Raw genomic sequence first — 18442 nt, forward strand, 5'->3', positions numbered from 1 at the left:
TAATGATGGCAGAGAGGTCACACCCGTTCCCATACCGAACACGGAAGTTAAGCTCTCTAGCGCCGATGGTAGTTGGGACCTTGTCCCTGTGAGAGTAGGACGTTGCCAGGCTAATATTATTCCGCAGTAGCTCAGTGGTAGAGCTATCGGCTGTTAACCGATCGGTCGTAGGTTCGAGTCCTACCTGCGGAGCCATTATGCTTCCATAGCTCAGCTGGTAGAGCACTTCCATGGTAAGGAAGAGGTCACCGGTTCAAGCCCGGTTGGAAGCTTGGGAATAGGTTTAAAACTTTTTTGGCCCGTTGGTCAAGTGGTTAAGACACCGCCCTTTCACGGCGGTAACACGGGTTCGAATCCCGTACGGGTCACCACTTTTGGAGGATTAGCTCAGCTGGGAGAGCACCTGCCTTACAAGCAGGGGGTCGGCGGTTCGATCCCGTCATCCTCCACCATATATATTTAAAATGTCGGAGGGGTAGCGAAGTGGCTAAACGCGGCGGACTGTAAATCCGCTCCTTCGGGTTCGGCAGTTCGAATCTGCCCCCCTCCACCATTTTCTTTAAAATAACCTGAGAGGGTTTATTTTTTTGAAAAGATAACCATACTAGTAAATATTAATGGGCTATAGCCAAGCGGTAAGGCAACGGACTTTGACTCCGTCATGCGCTGGTTCGAATCCAGCTAGCCCAGCCATTTACGAGCCATTAGCTCAGTTGGTAGAGCATCTGACTTTTAATCAGAGGGTCGAAGGTTCGAGTCCTTCATGGCTCATCATTTTTGCGGAAGTAGTTCAGTGGTAGAATACAACCTTGCCAAGGTTGGGGTCGCGGGTTCGAATCCCGTCTTCCGCTTAATTAATAAGGGGCCTTAGCTCAGCTGGGAGAGCGCCTGCCTTGCACGCAGGAGGTCAGCGGTTCGATCCCGCTAGGCTCCATCTAAATAAAAAAGCTTACATCATACGATGTAAGCTTTTTTTGTGTTTAAAAAGACAACTTTTATACTTGTCGTTTAAAATGAAGAAAACGTAAAAATAAGGGATGGGGAGATAATTGTGAAAGTTGTTATTGCATCTGATTCATATAAAGAAAGCCTAAAAGCTATAGAAGTATGTGGAGCTATTGAAAGAGGTTTTAGAGCAATTTTTCCTAATGCAGAGTATGTGAAAATACCAATTGGAGATGGAGGAGAAGGGACGGTTGAATCACTTGTTGATGCTACAGGGGGGAGAATTATATCAATTAGTGTGACAGGACCGCTTAGAGAAGGTATACAAGCTTTTTATGGCATTTCTAAAGATAAAAAGACAGCGTTTATTGAAATGGCAGCAGCATCAGGATTACAGCACGTTCCAGTTGAAAAGCGCAACCCACTTATTACAACGACAAAAGGAACAGGAGAACTTATATTACATGCGCTAGATCAAGGAGTGGAGTACATAATTTTAGGACTTGGAGGAAGTGCTACAAATGATGGTGGGGCAGGTATGTTAGCGGCTTTAGGAGTAAGGTTTATAAATGGCAAGGGTGAAGTAATAGATCCATCTGGAGGCACATTACACTCGATTGTTACTATTGATTTTTCACGAATGGACCCACGCTTAAAGGGGGTAAAGATAGAAGCGGCATGTGATGTGGATAATCCATTAGTCGGAATGCAGGGAGCATCTTTCGTATTTGGGAGACAAAAGGGTGCAAATATAGAGATGATGAAAGAGCTAGATGAGAATTTACAACATTATGCGAATATGCTTAAACGATATGTATCTTTTGATGTATCTGAAATACCTGGTGCAGGGGCAGCGGGAGGAATGGGAGCGGCTGTTATTTCAGTGTTAAAGGGAGACTTGCGTAGGGGCATTGAAATTGTATTAGATTATACAAATTTCGATAAACATATAGAAGATGCACATCTTATTATAACTGGTGAAGGTAGAATAGATAAACAAACTGCATATGGAAAGGCTCCTGTGGGTGTTGCGGGGCGTGCAAAACGTTTTTCTGTGCCTGTAATTGCTATTGGAGGGTCTGTATCATCTGATTATTCAGCTGTGTACGAGAAAGGAATAGATGCGGTATTTAGTATTACAACGAGACCGATGACACTAGAAGAAGCATATAAAGTAGCAGAAGAAAATATTGAAATGACAACGAAGAATATTGCAACAGTATGGAAAATAGCATCAGAAAAACACTTCTAAATATAGGAGTGTTTTATTATTATTATTTAATAATAGTGATTGCGATTGTTTCATTAAGTTAACTTTATACATAGAATAGTCTTAAAATTTGGTTTTCAACGTGAATATAAGTGAATAAATTGTATATCCATACAGAAAAATGTCGAGTTGAGTCAGACTATATAAAAGATTTAAAATATTTAGTGAAGGCATAAAAGGGGGATACTATCTATGAAAAAAGAAATCTCAGTTATTGGAGTTCCAATGGATTTAGGACAGATGCGTCGTGGAGTTGATATGGGACCGAGCGCGATCCGTTATGCAGGGGTAATTGAAAGAATTGAAGAAATTGGATATGACGTTAAAGATATGGGAGATATATGTATAGAGAGAGAAAAAGAGATAGATGAAAATACAAAATTAAGAAACCTTACACAAGTTGCAACTGTATGTAATGAATTAGCAAGTAAGGTGGATCATATTATAGAAGAAGGTCGTTTTCCACTTGTATTAGGTGGTGACCATAGTATTGCTATCGGTACATTAGCTGGTGTAGCAAAACATTATAAAAACTTAGGCGTTATTTGGTATGATGCACACGGTGATTTAAATACAGAGGAAACTTCACCATCTGGAAATATTCATGGTATGTCACTTGCAGCAAGTTTAGGTTATGGACATTCTTCACTTGTAGATTTATACGGAGCATATCCAAAGGTGAAAAAAGAGAATGTCGTAATTATCGGTGCGCGTGCATTGGATGAAGGAGAAAAAGATTTCATTCGCAATGAAGGTATTAAAGTGTTCTCAATGCATGAAATTGATCGTATGGGGATGACGGCTGTGATGGAAGAAACAATCGCATATTTATCTCATACCGATGGTGTACACTTATCATTAGATTTAGATGGTCTTGATCCTCATGATGCACCAGGTGTTGGAACGCCTGTAATTGGCGGTCTATCTTATCGTGAAAGTCATTTGGCGATGGAAATGTTAGCAGAAGCTGATATTATCACATCTGCTGAATTTGTTGAGGTAAATACGATTTTAGATGAGAGAAATAGAACGGCAACAACAGCAGTTGCTTTAATGGGTTCTTTATTCGGTGAAAAACTAAAATAAATGTAAGAAAAGCAACTGAGAAGTTGCTTTTTTTATTTGAAAATAAGCGTATAATAATGATTTATATTATACTGTACAATAAAAATGTTTGACATCTTACCAATTTGAGCTAAAGGGGGTTGTTTGTAATTGTCGTTTGTTTCATGTATGGTATAATTAACTAGTTGTTGGAAATACATACAGATAGAGCATAAAACAATATTTCAATATATGGATAGAATTGCTCGTAAGTAGGAGGAAGGGATAGCATGCCTTTTGAAGATACGACCATTTTGAAATATCTTAGTACGGCATTAGATATTGCCATTGTATGGTTTATTATATATAAGCTAATTCTTATAATCCGAGGGACGAAAGCTGTTCAACTTTTAAAAGGGATTACAGTTATTATCGTCGTTAAGATGATCAGTATTTTCCTTGAATTGCGTACGCTATCTTGGCTAACTGAACAAGTATTAACGTGGGGATTTTTAGCCGTTATTATTATCTTTCAGCCAGAATTGCGAAGAGCACTTGAGCAGCTAGGGCGCGGGAGTTTATTTTCGCGTGTTGGAACGCATGAGGATGATGAACCTGAAATGGTTGCAACAGCGATAGCAAAAGCAACCGAATATATGGGGAAACGTAGAATTGGTGCATTAATTACTTTGTCAAAAGAGACCGGTATGGGTGATTATGTGGAAACGGGTATTCCGCTTAATGCAAACGTATCATCGGAATTACTTATTAATATTTTTATTCCAAATACACCTCTTCATGACGGAGCGGTAATTATGCAAGGAAGTACAATTAAAGCAGCAGCATGCTATCTTCCATTATCAGAAAGTCCGTTTATTTCTAAAGAATTAGGAACTAGACATCGTGCTGCAATGGGAGTTAGTGAAGTTACTGATAGTATTACAGTAGTTGTGTCTGAAGAAACTGGTCAAATTTCTTTAACGAAAAATGGTAAGTTGCATCGTGATTTGAAGACAGAACAGCTGAAAGATATGTTATTAGCTGAATTTAGTGGAAACGAAAAAACGACTTCTTCGTCTTTATGGAATTGGAGGAGAAAGCGTCATGGATAAGTTAATGGAGAATCATTGGTTTTTAAAAGGAATCTCATTACTATTGGCGTGTATGCTTTTTATGTCAGCGACGTTAACTGAAAAAAATACGACATCAGGTATATTACCTTTTGCAAATGATACGAAAGAAACATTAACTAATTATGCTATTAATCTTAAGTATGATGAGGAGAAATATATTGTAAGTGGTATTCCGGCAGAGGGCGTTAAAGTAAAATTAGAAGGCCCAAAAGCATCAGTTGCTACAGCAAAAGCAAAAAAACAATTTGACATACCGGTTGATTTGCGAGATAGTCCAAAAGGAACTTATGAGATTTCTTTAAAAACGAACGGGCTTCCAGATGATGTGAAAGGAACAGTTCAGCCATCAACAATTAAAGTTACTCTTCATGAAAAGGCGAGAAAATATGTTCATGTAGATCTGAAATTATCAAATGAGGATCAGATGCCAGCGGGGGCTACTCTAGAAAAATCAAGCCTTAAACCGGATACTGTTGAGGTAGTTGGGACGAAAGAAGAAATTGAAAGCATTTCCTCTGCCAAAGCGTATGTTGATTTAAAAGGTGTTAATAAAACTGTTACAAAAACGCCCGAAGTTACATTATACAATAAAGAAGGAAAACGTTTAAATGTAAGAACAAGTCCATCTAAGATTAGTGTAACGTTGAATGTGGCAACGCAAACTACAGCCAATAATACTGAAAAAACTGTTCCTGTAACGTATACGAAGAAGGGGAGTTTAGCAGAAGGATTGGCGGTTACAAATATCAGTGTTGAACCGAGAGAAGTAACGATAGCTGGTCCAAAAGATATTTTGGATAATATACAATCGCTAGAGGGGGTCGAAGTAGATCTTAGTCAATTGACAGAGTCTACAACATTCGATGCCTCTGTTTTATTACCCAAGGGTGTAACAAGTGCAAAACCGAATCAAGTGAAGGTTTCGGTGGGAGTGCAAAAAACAAAACAAACGAAAACAAAAACGATTGATGGTATCCCAATCCAGAAAAATGGACTGTCTAAAGATGTTACTGCTCAGCTACTTTCGCCGCAAGATGGAAAGATAAGTGTTGATATTTCAGGAGAAGCAAGTATAGTAGATAAAATAACAGCTGCTCAAATAACAGCGGTAATTAATCTGCAAAATGTATCCTCAGGGACGAAAGATATTTCCATTCAAGTGAGCGGTCCTGGTAATATTTCAATAGAGCCAAAACAAAAAAGTGCTAAAGTTACTATTGTGAAGAAAGAAAAACCAGATAAAGAAGTACAGGGTAACGGTCAACAACCGGATTCAAATACGGATCAAGAAAATCAAAATGAGAAACCAAAAAATCCTGAACCTGATTCAGAAAAAGAACAGGAAAAGAATCAAAACCAAAATCAAAATCAAGATAAAGATAAAGAAACGAGTCAAGAACCAACAGTAGATAATCAAAAAGAGCAAGAAAAAGGAGCGAATCATAATGGGTAAATATTTTGGTACAGATGGAGTACGCGGAGTTGCAAATAAGGAGTTAACACCTGAATTAGCTTTCAAAATTGGACGTTTTGGTGGTTATGTATTAACAAAAGATACAGATCGTCCAAAAGTAATTATCGGTCGTGATACACGTGTATCTGGTCATATGTTAGAAGGAGCTTTAGTAGCAGGTCTATTATCAACTGGAGCAGAAGTAATGCGCCTTGGCGTTATTTCTACACCGGGCGTTGCTTATTTAACAAAAGCACTAGATGCACAAGCGGGTGTTATGATTTCTGCATCTCATAATCCAGTACAAGATAACGGTATTAAATTCTTTGGTTCAGACGGCTTTAAATTAACAGATGAGCAAGAAGCTGAGATTGAAGCTTTATTAGACAAAGAAGTTGATGAACTACCACGTCCGACAGGTACTAATCTTGGACAAGTGAGCGATTACTTTGAAGGTGGACAAAAATATTTACAGTACATTAAACAAACTGTTGAAGAAGATTTCTCTGGCCTACATATCGCTTTAGATTGTGCACATGGTGCAACTTCTTCTCTAGCTCCATACTTATTTGCAGACCTAGAAGCTGATATTTCAACAATGGGAACTTCTCCAAACGGTATGAATATTAATGAGGGTGTAGGATCTACACATCCAGAAGGCTTAGCTGAATTGGTAAAAGAAAAAGGTGCGGATATCGGACTTGCTTTTGATGGCGATGGCGACCGTTTAATTGCTGTAGACGAAAAAGGAAACATCGTTGACGGTGATCAAATTATGTTCATTTGTGCGAAATATATGAAAGAAACTGGTCAATTAAAACATAATACAGTTGTTTCAACTGTTATGAGTAACTTAGGTTTCTACAAGGCACTTGAAGCAAATAATATTACAAGTGATAAAACAGCAGTTGGTGACCGCTACGTAATGGAAGAAATGAAGCGTGGAGGTTACAACCTAGGTGGAGAACAATCAGGCCATATTATCTTACTTGATTACATTACAACTGGTGATGGAATGTTAAGTGCACTTCAACTTGTAAACATCATGAAAATGACGAAAAAGCCATTATCTGAGCTTGCAGGAGAAATGACGAAATTCCCACAATTGTTAGTAAACGTTCGTGTAACAGATAAAAAATTAGCATTAGAAAATGAAAAAATTAAAGAAATTATTCGTGTTGTAGAGGAAGAAATGAACGGTGATGGCCGTATTCTTGTTCGTCCATCTGGAACAGAGCCACTTATTCGTGTAATGGCAGAAGCACCAACACAAGAAGTTTGTGATGCATATGTACATCGCATTGTAGAAGTTGTGAAAGCCGAAGTTGGCGCTGAATAATTAGCTGAATTTATATGAAAAAGGAGCACAAAAAGTGCTCCTTTTTCATATGTTTTATAGACGATGAAAAAAATTTCATTGACGGTTTATCCATGTTTGTTATAAGATGGTCTTGTTCTTTTTCTCAAAGGAAATATTGTAAATTATAAAAGCGCCAGAACTACAAATAGTGTAGTTGACGAGGTGGGGTTTATCGAGATTTCGGCGGATGACTCCCGGTTGTTCATCACAACCGCAAGCTTTTACTTAAATCATTAAGGTGACTTAGTGGACAAAGGTGAAAGTGTGATGAGAGAAGAGGAACGGATGAAAACTAGCTGTATAAGTATATACGGACTTAAACCCAATCGAGAGGAAGGTGAAAGCCGTTACAAGCTTACAGGGCTAGCAATATGTAATCCGTTTTTTAGTATAAATAAAAATGGTATCGGACTATGTCGTTACATGTTCGCAGAGCAGTGTAAGCATTTGTAACGGCGACTAAACATGTGTGGAATCGTAGGATTTATTGGAGAGCAAGATGCAAAGGAAATTTTATTAAAAGGTTTAGAAAAGTTAGAATATCGTGGATATGATTCAGCAGGTATTGCAGTACAAGCAGAGAACGGTGTTGTTGTATACAAAGAAAAAGGCCGTATCGCAAAACTTCGTGAAATCGTAGATGAGAACGTAGCAGCAAGCGTGGGTATCGGACACACACGCTGGGCTACACACGGTGTTCCAAGTAAAGTAAACGCGCATCCGCATCAAAGTACATCAAAACGCTTTACATTAGTTCATAACGGTGTAATTGAAAACTATGAATTAGTGAAAAAGGAATATTTACAAGATGTAACGTTCGTAAGTGAAACAGATACAGAGGTTATCGTACAGCTTATGGAACAACAAGTGAGCACAGGATTAAGTGTAGAAGAAGCGTTCCGTAATACGCTATCTCTTTTACATGGCTCTTATGCAATCGGATTACTTGATGCTGAAAATCCAAACATGATTTATGTTGCTAAAAACAAAAGCCCGCTATTAGTAGGTGTTGGTGACAACTTTAATGTTGTGGCAAGCGACGCTATGGCGATGTTACAAGTTACAGATCAATTTATTGAGTTAATGGATAAAGAAATCGTAATCGTAACGAAAGAAAGTATTACAATTAAAAACTTACAAGGTGAAACGATTGAACGTGCACCGTTTACAGCGGAATTAGACGCAAGTGATATTGAAAAGGGAACATATCCTCATTTCATGCTTAAAGAAATCGATGAGCAACCACTTGTAATCCGTAATATAATTCAAAAGTATCAAGATGAAAATGGCGAAATTGAATTAAATCAAGACATCCGCAATGCGATCTTAGATAGCGATCGTATTTACATCATTGCATGTGGAACGAGTTATCATGCAGGTCTTGTTGGAAAACAATTTATCGAGAAGTTTGCAAAAATGCCAGTTGAAGTACACGTGGCAAGTGAATTCTCTTACAACATGCCATTATTAACAGAAAGACCATTCTTCATTTACATTTCACAAAGTGGTGAAACAGCTGATAGCCGTGCAGTACTTGTGCAAACAAATGAAATGGGCCATAAAGCATTAACAATTACAAACGTGCCTGGTTCTACGCTTTCTCGTGAAGCTGATTATACACTTCCGTTATACGCTGGACCAGAAATTGCAGTTGCATCAACGAAAGCTTACACAGCACAGCTTGCAGTACTTTCAATTTTAGCGGCTGATATTGCTAAAGCAAAAGGTGAAGTTCTTGATTTCGATTTAACACACGAACTAGGACTTGTAGCAAATGCAATGATAGAACTTTGTGATCAAAAAGAAGAAATGGACGCATTAGCAAAACAATTTTTAGCGACAACGCGTAACTGTTTCTTCATCGGACGTAGCGTAGACTTCTACGTAGGATTAGAAGGTGCGTTAAAACTAAAAGAAATCTCTTACATCCAAGCAGAAGGATTCGCTGGAGGAGAGTTAAAACACGGTACAATCGCTTTAATCGAAAATGGTACACCAGTTATCGCACTTGCTACACAAGAGCACGTAAACCTTGGAATTCGCGGCAACGTGAAAGAGGTAGTAGCACGCGGAGCTAACCCATGTATCATCTCAATGAAAGGCTTAGAAATGGAAGGAGACAGCTTCGTATTACCAGCTGTACACGAAGCGCTAGCACCGCTAGTAGCAGTTATTCCATTACAACTTATCTCATACTACGCAGCACTTCACCGCGAGTGTGACGTTGATAAGCCACGTAACTTAGCTAAGTCTGTTACTGTTGAGTAGGAGATTGGTAGGTTAATAAGTATAGTATTGATTTGAAATAAAGATTAACTGTTTATAAAAAAGACGCGATGTTTTGAATAAAGTCGCGACGTTTATAAAAAAGTTGCGATGTTTTGCCCCTTTGGATTTGTTTATCTAAAGGGGTGTTTTTATAGTGAAAAGTGAAAAGAAGATCTGAGCTGAATAGCGGATTAAGGAACCGTTGAGTAGCAATAAAGTTACTCAACTAAAGGGCCTGTTTGTGGAGGATTTTAACAGGTTTTTTAGAGTTATTATTTAAAAAAGGATTTTGAAGTCTTTTGGTGAAAATTAAATATTAAATCTATAAAAGATAGAGGTTGTTGTGATGTTGAAGCTGTTTCAATATAACTGGCAAGTTCGTGATGATTGGTTTACATTGTGCGAAGACATACCAGATGAAGAACTATTAAAGAAACGGGTCGGTGGGTTCGGCAGTATACTACATACCCTATTTCACATTGTAGATGTGGAATATATGTGGATCTTAGGTTTGCGAGGTGCACCAGTGCCTGAGGAGCCATTGTTTGAGGATTATGCTAGCTTACAAAAAGTGAAAAATCTTTCAGCTCAATATCATGAGAAAGTGAAGCCATTTGTAACATCTTGGACAAATGAAATGGATTCTCGGAAACTTTCAGAAACTGATTTCAATGAAGAACCGATTAGCTCTAGAGACGCACCAATCAGGCGCCGAGTCATTGAATGTACACACGGAGAGATTATACGTCATGTCATTGTCCACGAAATCCACCATATTGGCCAGTTATCTATATGGGCACGTGAAATAGGAAAGGAGCCTGTTTCCGCAAATCTGAGAGGAAGAGGGCTATTCGATAATTAGACTGCCTTTGCCAATTTCACAAACAGGCGCGATTGTTGAACAACATAGGTAGAAATGATCAAACTTTTTTATAAAAACCAAACTTAAATCTGCTGGGGAAGAATCCATTTTGATTAATCTTTTTCAAAATCGATTCTTTTTATTTATCGTAAAACTTTGGATTGCGAGGTATTTTTAATCAAACTTTATTTCACAGCTACATATAGTTATACGTTTGAAATAAATTAAAACTAAGAAAAAACTCTGTAAAAATCATTTTACAGAGTTTTTTTAGTTATTTATTGTTTTACATAACAAATTGTTACTTGTTCGTCTATGTGGAAAATCTGTAACGCTTTACCATCTAAATTTTTAACCTCATATGATGAATAAATAGGTCTTTCCAATTTCACTTCTTGACCATTTTGAGTTCCTTTTTCCACCATTAGCGTTAACTGATGGGAAGAAACGTCTGCTTGGTATGTTCCTGTTAAGTAATTATCTTTATTTGGATAAGAACCATTTGCATATGTTTCAAATGTCTTATCTGCTTTTAGGACTAACGTAGTTTTGACTCCGTCTCCGTAATCAATACCCCAATTACCTACAAGCTCTGTACCGTCTTTATAATTGTTCTGTACATTCTTAAACTTAGCGGAATCCTCGTCTGGTGTATCAATTTTTCCTTTGAATATACCAGTTTTATCTTGGGTACTGTATGTTTTAACTGTATTACCACTAGATAAACTCGGTGAGTTAGAAGAACTAGTACCACTTGTTGTAGAAGTAGTTGTTGAACCACCCTTAGCTTCCGCTTTTAACTTATTAAATACAGGTTTCCAAATGCGTTTTGCTTCATCTAATTTATTGTTTGCTTTATCTATGATTGCATCATCCGTATCTTTAAGTGTTTTAGAGTAATCAAATAACTTCGATACTTCTTTGAAAGATTCTTTTAACTTTTGAACAGCTTTTACAATTTCCTTATGATCTTCCTTGTATTTTCCTGGTGCATCTATACGCTCTATTTTATTAAATACTTTATCTAAGTCTTTAATACTATCTCGTACCTCTTCATTTGACTTACTTCCCTTTTTATTATCCCTCACAGAAGCATCATAGTAATCTAGACGTCTTAATAAGTCTTCTTCAATGTCTACCATAAGTTGTGGGTAATCCTCAGGCAAAACCATAATCATCTTAACATCTTTACTTTCTTCTTTTGAGTTAGTTGATTTTTCCTTTGTTTCAGATGATTTACCTTCTGTCTTAGTTTCTTTACTTTCTTGTTTACCAGATTCAGCATTTGTTTTTTCTTTTTCTCCAAATAAATTTGTTACACTACAAGCTGACATAGAAACTACTAATCCAGATGCTAGTAAAATTTTACCTGTACTCTTTTTGAAATTCTTCATATGATTTTTCAATTCTCCCTTTAAAAACATAAAATAGATGTGCTTTAGCCCCTTTAAAACTAAAAAACATACCCCTTCTATATTTATTTTATAATACCTTTCTACGTATAATATTTTACAATTAATTACAGATACGGTCAAAATTTATCTTAGTTTAACGATGTTCACAAAAAAGATGCGAAGCTTTATTCCTTCAAGTAAAGATTCTAAGTGAGTTTTGATTAAAATTTTTTTATGAAAATCTCATACTTAGTTAAAAAGAGTGATTCTATTTTGATCAATCGTTTTTTCAAAATGAATTTTTTTGTTGTTAAATAAAGATTTGTGACTTCATTTTTATCAAATTTTATTCCAAACCAACATATAGTTATAGCTTTAAAATAAATTTACAAATTTGTATCTAAAAGGGGTGTTTTTGTGTCGAAAAAGAACATCTAGAATTGGTAAGTGGATAGAACTCCATAAATTAAAGTTTTACTTTATCGACTTCACTTTTATTTATCTGAATTTTCCGTTATTATTTTAAGTATTCGTGAACAATTTCCTTTATTACGGCAAAAAGAGACGAGAGATTTATGGACATTTCAAGGGGGTATATTGATGAAAGTGAATGAAAAAACATATTTAAGTATAGAAGAGATTATTTCATTACCAACCGTATCAAGTACAAACATAAGTGATGATGGTAAAAACGTAGCATTTGTTAAGAAGACGGCTGATTGGAAAGACAATATATATAGGAATCATGTATGGATATATGAAAAAGATAAGAAGCAGAGTTACCCATTATCAAATGGGGATATAGATAGTACACACCCATTATGGTCTCCAGATGCTAGGTGCCTCGCATATCTTAGTCCAGTTGGTGATGGGGAAAATCAGATATTTGTTAAGTCACTAGATGGTTATAGAGAGGTTCAAATTACTGATGAGAAAGAAGGAGTCAGTACATTCAAATGGGGGCCTACTGGCAAGGGTCTTTATTATGTTACGCAGTCAAAACAATGTGAGGAGATAAAGAAACGTAAGGACCTATATGGAGATTTTCAACATATAGGTAAGGAACACCAGAATAATTGTTTATATTACATTGAAATAGAAAAGGTGATACAAAGTGATACAGATGAACACGAGAACAGAGTTGTTTATCAATTAACGGATGGTAAGGATTTTCATATCCATGAATTTGATATTTCAAATGATGGTAAAAAGGTTGTATTTATGGTGACACCAAGCTCAAATATGGCAGATTATATAAATGGAGATCTATACATACTCCATATTAAAGCTGGAGAGCTACAAAAGCTGAATGTAGATAAGTTGTTGGGAGGGAGTGTTTGCTTTTCTCCTGACGGGAGTAAAATATGTTACACAGCAAGCATAAGAGAGAAGGATTACTATAGAAACCATATACAAGATAGTACGTTAGAGATATATGATATAAATACCGGAGAGGTAATTCAACCTTTAACAGATTTTGATAGTACGGTTATGCCATTACAGTGGACAGCTAAAGGGGTTTTAATTAGGTGGCAGAATAAAACGAATTATCTTATTGGATTGCTAGCCGAAGATGGCACTGTGGAAATATTAAGCGAAAAAGTAGATGGCTTTATAATGGATGCTTCTATAACAAAGGATGGCAAACATATATCCTACAATAAGGCAATAACAAATGAAACCTTTGAAATCTATTTAGACGATAAAAAAATAACGGATGAAAATAGCTTTTTCAAAGGGAAACTTAGAAGTAACAGGGAAATCATCTCATGGAAAAGTAGCGATGGTCTTGAAATAGAAGGGGTTTTATCAAAGCCAGTAGAGTTTGACACTAATAAAAAATATCCTTTATTAGTAGTAATTCACGGTGGTCCGGCTTGGGCATCTTTTCCGATATTTTCAGACTGCTTCAATGAGAAATATCCGATTGAACAGTTTGTTGAAAAAGGCTTTATCGTTTTAGAACCAAATTACAGAGGAAGTTCAGGTTATGGTAATGAATTTTTAAAAGCTAACTATAGAAAACAGGGGATTGCTGATTACGACGATGTTATATCAGGAGTTGATAAACTAGTTGATCAAGGGATAGTAGATAAAGATAGAGTAGGAGTTATGGGATGGAGCAACGGAGGATATATATCAGCTTTCTGTTCTACATTTAGTAGTAGGTTTAAAGCTATTTCAGTTGGAGGTGGAATAACTAACTGGAATACTCATTATGTAAATACAGATATACCTTACTTTATTAGAATGTATTTAGGAAATACTCCATGGAATGATCCGGAGATCTATACGAAGACATCACCAATGACGTATATTAAATCAGCTTGTACGCCTACCTTAATCCAACATGGCGAAAAGGATGCAAGAATTCCAATTACAAATGCATATGATCTATATCAAGGATTAATGGATATGGAAGTTGATACAGAATTAATTATATTTAAAGGAATGGCATATAGTTCTGACCAACCAGGAGTTCATGTGGCTATTATGAAGCAGAACTTGATGTGGTTTTCACACTATATTCTTGGAGAGAGTATGGAGGGTTTTAGGACTTTGTAATGGATGTTTGTACAAGACATAAGGTTGAAACTGTCTTTATATTGAGATGATTTATTATAAAATATATACTTAAACTACTATCAGTACATACATTAGGGAGGACTAATATGACAGGGAATAAAAATGACTTACTAGTAGAAAAACGTGAAGAGTTATTGAAAGTATTGCAAGTTCGTTTTGAGAAAAACATGAACCGCCATGAAGGTCTTGAATGGGCTAAAGTTGAAGCGAAGATAGAAGCTAATGCTGAAAAATTATGGTCACTTAACGAAATGGAAGTAACTGGCGGTGAGCCGGATGTTGTCGGTTATGATGAAGAAAAGGACGAATATACTTTCTATGATTGTTCAAAGGAGAGTCCTAAAGGCCGCAGAAGTCTTTGTTATGATCTTGAAGCGTTAGAATCAAGAAAAAAACATAAACCAGAAAATAACGTTATTGATGTTGCCAATGCTATGGGCATTGAACTATTAACGGAAGAACAATATCGGGAATTGCAACAACTTGGCGATTTTGACATGAAATCATCAAGTTGGGTACAAACACCTTCAGATATTAGAGAACTCGGTGGTGCTCTATTTTGCGATTATCGCTTTGGACATGTTTTCGTGTACCACAATGGAGCAGACTCTTACTATGCTGCCAGAGGTTTTCGTGGCTCGTTAAAAGTTTAAATTAGGATAAATAAGAAAAAGAGCCTATATTCAGGCTCTTTTTCTTATTTATATTTTAAAAGTAAACTGTTACTACGCAGTTTTACTTAATTTATATGTTCCGTGGTTGTTTTTACGGAAAAGTTTAGGGAAAACAGAGCCATCTAATCCAATACGTCCAGCGTTCTGCCCTGCAACTAAAATGAACATAGTCAAAATAAGCAGGTTTGGGTTTACACTAACAGTTCCACTTAATAAAAATGAAAGATTCATTATGATTCCGAAAAATGCAGCTGTTTTTGTTAATCCGCCTAAAATTAAGCCTAGACCTACTAAAATTTCTCCCCATTGAACTAAAAAGCTAAATAGGTCTGCGTTTGGAAGGACAAAATGTTGAAGAAAATCTGCCCACCAACTTTGTACTGCAGGGTGGTCACCTGATGCTTGAGCAATAGCACCCTTTAGAAAGCCACTTGCGTCAAAAGATTGTCCGAAGACTTTGCCTATCCCAGCAGCGAGCCATGTATATCCTATGTAAAGCCGTAAAAGTAATAATATGAAAGTAGCACGTTTATCAGTTCTAAAAAAATTGATAACCATTGAAATCCCTCCAATATTGTATTTACAAGTTTATTATATATCCATTGTGAAAAGATTCACAATGGATATAATGTGAACAAGGATAGGCTGTGAGTAATTGTTTTATTTTTTGTAACATTTTATCTGTTTTGGTAAACTAAGAATAGAGATATATGGAGAGGAGACAAAGACTCAATATGTGGGTGAACTTGTAATGATTAGAAACTACTAGATAGATGAATTTTTCTCTCGTAAGCGAGGGTTTATTTAGTTATCTGTAAATCATTCAAGGAATGCATATTTGGCTTGTACATCCCTTTTATAAGGATAGGTGCCTATTTTATGTATCTGTCTTTTTTGTGGGAAAGTTTATATCTCTTATATAAAATATGCGTCCTTTAAACTTGGAGGAGTATATGATGAACCAATTAAAAAATAAAGTAGCAGTTATTACAGGGGTAAGTCGTCTAGACGGTATAGGCGCAGCAATTTGCAAAGAATTGGCTGAATCAGGATACGATATATTTTTTACGTATTGGACGGATTATGATAAAGAGATGCCATGGGGCGTTGAGAAAAATGAACAAATACAATTAGAAGAAGAGCTATTACAAAACGGTGTTAGAGTATCAAGCATGGAGTTAGATTTAACTCGGAATGATGCACCGAAAGAGCTTATAAATAAAGTTAATGAACAATTAGGGTACCCTCATATATTAATTAATAATGCAGCATATTCTACGAATAATGATTTCTCTATGTTGACTGCTGAAGAATTAGATAAGCATTATATGGTGAATATTCGTGCGACTACATTGCTCAGTAGTCAATTTGCCCGTGGATTTGATAAAAAATCTGGTGGTAGAATTGTGAATATGACTTCGGGGCAATTTCAAGGTCCTATGGTAGGAGAACTAGCGTATGCAACAACGAAGGGAGCTATTGATGCTCTTACTAGTACGTTGTCAGCAGAGGTAGCTCATTTAGGAATAACAGTGAATGCAATTAATCCAGGACCAACTGATACAGGATGGATGACTGAAGAGATAAAACAAGGGTTAAAGCCGATGTTTCCTTTTGGCAGAATTGGTGAGCCAAAGGATGCAGCTAGACTCATTAAATTTCTAGTAAGTGAAGAAGCTGAGTGGATTACTGGGCAAGTTATTCATTCAGAAGGTGGATTTAAAAGATAAAAAGAAGGTATCTCACCTTGGTGAGATACCTTCTTTTTTAATCTTTCTTCAATCTTCGTGCAACACCATTCCCTAAAGACTGTAATCCTTGAACGAGGATAATTAAAATAAAGACAGTTGCATACATTACTTCAGGCTCGTAGCGTAAATGTCCGAAGCGGTATGCTAAGTCCCCTAGCCCACCAGCGCCTACAAGACCAGCCATTGCTGTTGCGCCGATTAAGCCAATCGTTGCAATTGTTAATCCAAGTACAAGGGAGGGACGAGCTTCTTTCACCATAACGTGCCAAATAATTTTTATAGTAGAGACGCCCATCGCTTGGTAGGCTTCAATGACACCGCGATCGACTTCTAGTAAAGCTGTCTCCATTAAACGTGCGATATAAGGGGCTGTGAAGACGACAAGCGGTACGATAACACCTTGCACGCCAATGGATGTTCCCATTAGAAACTTTGTAAAAGGCAAGATAAAGAATAATAGAATGATAAATGGAAGAGAGCGAATAACATTAATAACCGTATTAAGAATAGGATAGATGATTTTATTTTCATGCTGTCCACCAGGTCTCGTTAAAACAAGTGTGACGCCAAGTGGCAGTGCAATAAGGATAGAGATGAGTAATGAAATAGATGTCATTTGAAAGGTTTGGATTGTGGCTTCCCATATGACTTTACCCCATTCATCCAAAAAGGACTTGTTTCCCATAATCTGTTCTACCTCCTTCTACGATGATTCCTTGCTCTTGTAAAAATGATAAAGCACGGTGGATTTCATTTTGTTCCCCTTGCATATGAACGACTAGTTTCCCATATGCTTCATGTTTTAACTGCGTAATATTACCGGATAAAATATTCGGATACACTTGGAAACGTTTTGTGGCAACGGCTAAGGCAGGTTCCCCTGAAGTAGTGCCAATAAATGAAAGTGTTACAATTTCTCCAGTACGTTGTAGTTCTTTCTGTACCTCTTCTGAAATTTTCGCTGCAAATGCGCTATTTACAAATTTTTTCGTGGTTACATGTTGTGGGTTTGTGAAAATATCTTTTACAGTCCCACTTTCGACTACAGATCCATGTTCCATAACAGCAACGCGGTCACATATACGCTGGATGACATTCATTTCATGTGTAATGAGTAAAATCGTAATTCCGATTTCTTCGTTAATCTTTAATAGCAAATCAAGGATAGAATCGGTTGTTTCTGGATCTAATGCGCTCGTTGCTTCATCACTTAATAACACTTCAGGTTCATGTGATAGCGCACGAGCAATTGCAACACGCTGTTTTTGACCACCAGAAAGTTCGCTTGGATACGCATCTTTTCTATTAAAAAGATCGACAATGCGTAAATACTTTTCTACTCTTTTTTCAATTTCTGGTTTTGGAATGCCAGCAAGCCGTAACGGTAATGCGATATTTTCATAAACGGTAACAGTTTTAAGTAAATTGAATCCTTGAAAGATCATTCCGATTTTTTGTCTCGCTTTTGCTAGTTCTTTTGTCGATAACGTTGTTAAGTCTTGTTCGTTTACAATGATATTTCCTGTCGTTGGTTTTTCTAATAAATTTACACATCGAATCAATGTACTTTTACCAGCGCCACTATACCCAATGATTCCAAATACTTCGCCTTTTTCTACTTTAAGGGAAGTAGACTTAAGAGCCTCAACATTCCCTTTTTTTGTTGTAAATACTTTGGATATGTTTTTTAATTCAATCATTA

The 18442-nt window shown here is 36.6% G+C and carries 15 protein-coding genes, 9 tRNA genes and 1 rRNA gene; 21 read left to right on the forward strand and 4 right to left on the reverse strand.

Annotated elements, in window-relative coordinates:
* From rrf to ACTFO4_RS27235, 18 genes are all read left to right on the forward strand, one after another.
* Window positions 1-111 (forward strand): 5S ribosomal RNA (rrf, locus tag ACTFO4_RS27150); the annotation flags it as partial.
* 9 nt (window positions 112-120) lie between these two features.
* A tRNA-Asn gene (locus ACTFO4_RS27155) sits at window positions 121-195 on the forward strand.
* 4 nt (window positions 196-199) lie between these two features.
* Window positions 200-272 (forward strand) — tRNA-Thr (locus tag ACTFO4_RS27160).
* Window positions 273-296: 24 nt separating this feature from the next.
* Window positions 297-371: transfer RNA gene (locus tag ACTFO4_RS27165), tRNA-Glu, on the forward strand.
* Between the two features lie 5 nt (window positions 372-376).
* Window positions 377-452: transfer RNA gene (locus ACTFO4_RS27170), tRNA-Val, on the forward strand.
* Window positions 453-469: 17 nt separating this feature from the next.
* Window positions 470-553, forward strand: a tRNA-Tyr gene (locus tag ACTFO4_RS27175).
* Between the two features lie 65 nt (window positions 554-618).
* Window positions 619-693, forward strand: a tRNA-Gln gene (locus ACTFO4_RS27180).
* Window positions 694-698: 5 nt separating this feature from the next.
* Window positions 699-771 (forward strand) — tRNA-Lys (locus ACTFO4_RS27185).
* Window positions 772-779: 8 nt separating this feature from the next.
* Window positions 780-851 (forward strand) — tRNA-Gly (locus tag ACTFO4_RS27190).
* Between the two features lie 10 nt (window positions 852-861).
* Window positions 862-934: transfer RNA gene (locus tag ACTFO4_RS27195), tRNA-Ala, on the forward strand.
* A gap of 117 nt (window positions 935-1051) precedes the next feature.
* Window positions 1052-2197 (forward strand): glycerate kinase, encoded by a 1146-nt coding sequence (locus ACTFO4_RS27200; RefSeq protein ID WP_000869587.1) that lies wholly within the window; start codon window positions 1052-1054, stop codon window positions 2195-2197.
* A gap of 210 nt (window positions 2198-2407) precedes the next feature.
* Window positions 2408-3301 carry an arginase gene (gene rocF, locus ACTFO4_RS27205; RefSeq protein WP_000711563.1) on the forward strand — a complete coding sequence of 298 codons (894 nt, stop codon included), beginning with the start codon at window positions 2408-2410 and terminating at the stop codon, window positions 3299-3301.
* 248 nt (window positions 3302-3549) lie between these two features.
* Window positions 3550-4371, forward strand: a complete 822-nt coding sequence (gene cdaA, locus ACTFO4_RS27210) for a diadenylate cyclase CdaA (protein WP_001115697.1) — start codon at window positions 3550-3552, stop codon at window positions 4369-4371.
* On the forward strand, window positions 4364-5845 hold the full coding sequence (locus tag ACTFO4_RS27215; protein ID WP_000359601.1) for a CdaR family protein: 1482 nt from the start codon (window positions 4364-4366) through the stop codon (window positions 5843-5845). Before cdaA ends, ACTFO4_RS27215 begins: the two co-directional genes overlap by 8 nt.
* Entirely contained in the window at window positions 5838-7184 is a 1347-nt protein-coding gene (gene glmM, locus ACTFO4_RS27220; RefSeq protein ID WP_000521476.1) for a phosphoglucosamine mutase, read from the forward strand. Before ACTFO4_RS27215 ends, glmM begins: the two co-directional genes overlap by 8 nt.
* A 288-nt stretch (window positions 7185-7472) precedes the next feature.
* Window positions 7473-7658: a hypothetical protein gene (locus tag ACTFO4_RS27225; protein ID WP_001206405.1), complete on the forward strand. Its 186-nt coding sequence runs from the start codon at window positions 7473-7475 to the stop codon at window positions 7656-7658.
* 12 nt (window positions 7659-7670) lie between these two features.
* Complete coding sequence (gene glmS, locus ACTFO4_RS27230) at window positions 7671-9473, forward strand: glutamine--fructose-6-phosphate transaminase (isomerizing) (protein WP_000334163.1); 1803 nt, start codon at window positions 7671-7673, stop codon at window positions 9471-9473.
* Between the two features lie 346 nt (window positions 9474-9819).
* The gene (locus ACTFO4_RS27235) at window positions 9820-10335 is read left to right on the forward strand and encodes a DinB family protein (RefSeq protein ID WP_000915546.1); all 516 of its coding nucleotides are present in this window, start codon (window positions 9820-9822) and stop codon (window positions 10333-10335) included.
* A 278-nt stretch (window positions 10336-10613) separates the two neighbouring features.
* Here the strand turns inward: ACTFO4_RS27235 and ACTFO4_RS27240 are convergent, their stop codons facing one another.
* Window positions 10614-11741: a DUF3994 domain-containing protein gene (locus ACTFO4_RS27240; protein WP_011109777.1), complete on the reverse strand. Its 1128-nt coding sequence runs from the start codon at window positions 11739-11741 to the stop codon at window positions 10614-10616.
* A 588-nt stretch (window positions 11742-12329) separates the two neighbouring features.
* Here ACTFO4_RS27240 and ACTFO4_RS27245 point away from each other — a divergent pair.
* The gene (locus tag ACTFO4_RS27245) at window positions 12330-14294 is read left to right on the forward strand and encodes a S9 family peptidase (RefSeq protein WP_017674445.1); all 1965 of its coding nucleotides are present in this window, start codon (window positions 12330-12332) and stop codon (window positions 14292-14294) included.
* A 107-nt stretch (window positions 14295-14401) separates the two neighbouring features.
* Window positions 14402-14968, forward strand: a complete 567-nt coding sequence (locus ACTFO4_RS27250; RefSeq protein ID WP_000147398.1) for a DUF4256 domain-containing protein — start codon at window positions 14402-14404, stop codon at window positions 14966-14968.
* A gap of 72 nt (window positions 14969-15040) precedes the next feature.
* On the opposite strand, the gene ACTFO4_RS27255 is transcribed toward ACTFO4_RS27250, so the two are convergent.
* Window positions 15041-15547 carry a DoxX family membrane protein gene (locus ACTFO4_RS27255; protein WP_000236334.1) on the reverse strand — a complete coding sequence of 169 codons (507 nt, stop codon included), beginning with the start codon at window positions 15545-15547 and terminating at the stop codon, window positions 15041-15043.
* Window positions 15548-15942: 395 nt separating this feature from the next.
* Between ACTFO4_RS27255 and ACTFO4_RS27260 the strand changes: the two genes are divergently transcribed.
* The gene (locus ACTFO4_RS27260; RefSeq protein ID WP_031312425.1) at window positions 15943-16719 is read left to right on the forward strand and encodes an SDR family oxidoreductase; all 777 of its coding nucleotides are present in this window, start codon (window positions 15943-15945) and stop codon (window positions 16717-16719) included.
* A gap of 37 nt (window positions 16720-16756) precedes the next feature.
* Here the strand turns inward: ACTFO4_RS27260 and ACTFO4_RS27265 are convergent, their stop codons facing one another.
* Window positions 16757-17425, reverse strand: a complete 669-nt coding sequence (locus ACTFO4_RS27265; RefSeq protein WP_048534860.1) for a methionine ABC transporter permease — start codon at window positions 17423-17425, stop codon at window positions 16757-16759.
* On the reverse strand, window positions 17400-18440 hold the full coding sequence (locus ACTFO4_RS27270) for an ATP-binding cassette domain-containing protein (protein ID WP_326235279.1): 1041 nt from the start codon (window positions 18438-18440) through the stop codon (window positions 17400-17402). Before ACTFO4_RS27270 ends, ACTFO4_RS27265 begins: the two co-directional genes overlap by 26 nt.
* Between the last annotated feature and the right edge of the window lie 2 nt (window positions 18441-18442).

The sequence above is a fragment of the Bacillus cereus group sp. MYBKT14-1 genome (assembly GCF_051915185.1).
Lineage (GTDB): Bacteria > Bacillota > Bacilli > Bacillales > Bacillaceae_G > Bacillus_A > Bacillus_A cereus.

Excerpts from the sequence above, each read along its gene's own strand:
- rocF (WP_000711563.1), top strand. The coding sequence starts at position 2,408 with ATGAAAAAAGAAATCTCAGTTATTGGAGTTCCAATGGATTTAGGACAG.
- cdaA (WP_001115697.1), top strand. The coding sequence starts at position 3,550 with ATGCCTTTTGAAGATACGACCATTTTGAAATATCTTAGTACGGCATTA.
- ACTFO4_RS27215 (WP_000359601.1), top strand. The coding sequence starts at position 4,364 with ATGGATAAGTTAATGGAGAATCATTGGTTTTTAAAAGGAATCTCATTA.
- glmM (WP_000521476.1), top strand. The coding sequence starts at position 5,838 with ATGGGTAAATATTTTGGTACAGATGGAGTACGCGGAGTTGCAAATAAG.
- ACTFO4_RS27225 (WP_001206405.1), top strand. The coding sequence starts at position 7,473 with ATGAGAGAAGAGGAACGGATGAAAACTAGCTGTATAAGTATATACGGA.
- glmS (WP_000334163.1), top strand. The coding sequence starts at position 7,671 with ATGTGTGGAATCGTAGGATTTATTGGAGAGCAAGATGCAAAGGAAATT.
- ACTFO4_RS27235 (WP_000915546.1), top strand. The coding sequence starts at position 9,820 with ATGTTGAAGCTGTTTCAATATAACTGGCAAGTTCGTGATGATTGGTTT.
- ACTFO4_RS27245 (WP_017674445.1), top strand. The coding sequence starts at position 12,330 with ATGAAAGTGAATGAAAAAACATATTTAAGTATAGAAGAGATTATTTCA.
- ACTFO4_RS27250 (WP_000147398.1), top strand. The coding sequence starts at position 14,402 with ATGACAGGGAATAAAAATGACTTACTAGTAGAAAAACGTGAAGAGTTA.
- ACTFO4_RS27255 (WP_000236334.1), bottom strand. The coding sequence starts at position 15,547 with ATGGTTATCAATTTTTTTAGAACTGATAAACGTGCTACTTTCATATTA.
- ACTFO4_RS27260 (WP_031312425.1), top strand. The coding sequence starts at position 15,943 with ATGATGAACCAATTAAAAAATAAAGTAGCAGTTATTACAGGGGTAAGT.
- ACTFO4_RS27265 (WP_048534860.1), bottom strand. The coding sequence starts at position 17,425 with ATGGGAAACAAGTCCTTTTTGGATGAATGGGGTAAAGTCATATGGGAA.
- ACTFO4_RS27270 (WP_326235279.1), bottom strand. The coding sequence starts at position 18,440 with ATGATTGAATTAAAAAACATATCCAAAGTATTTACAACAAAAAAAGGG.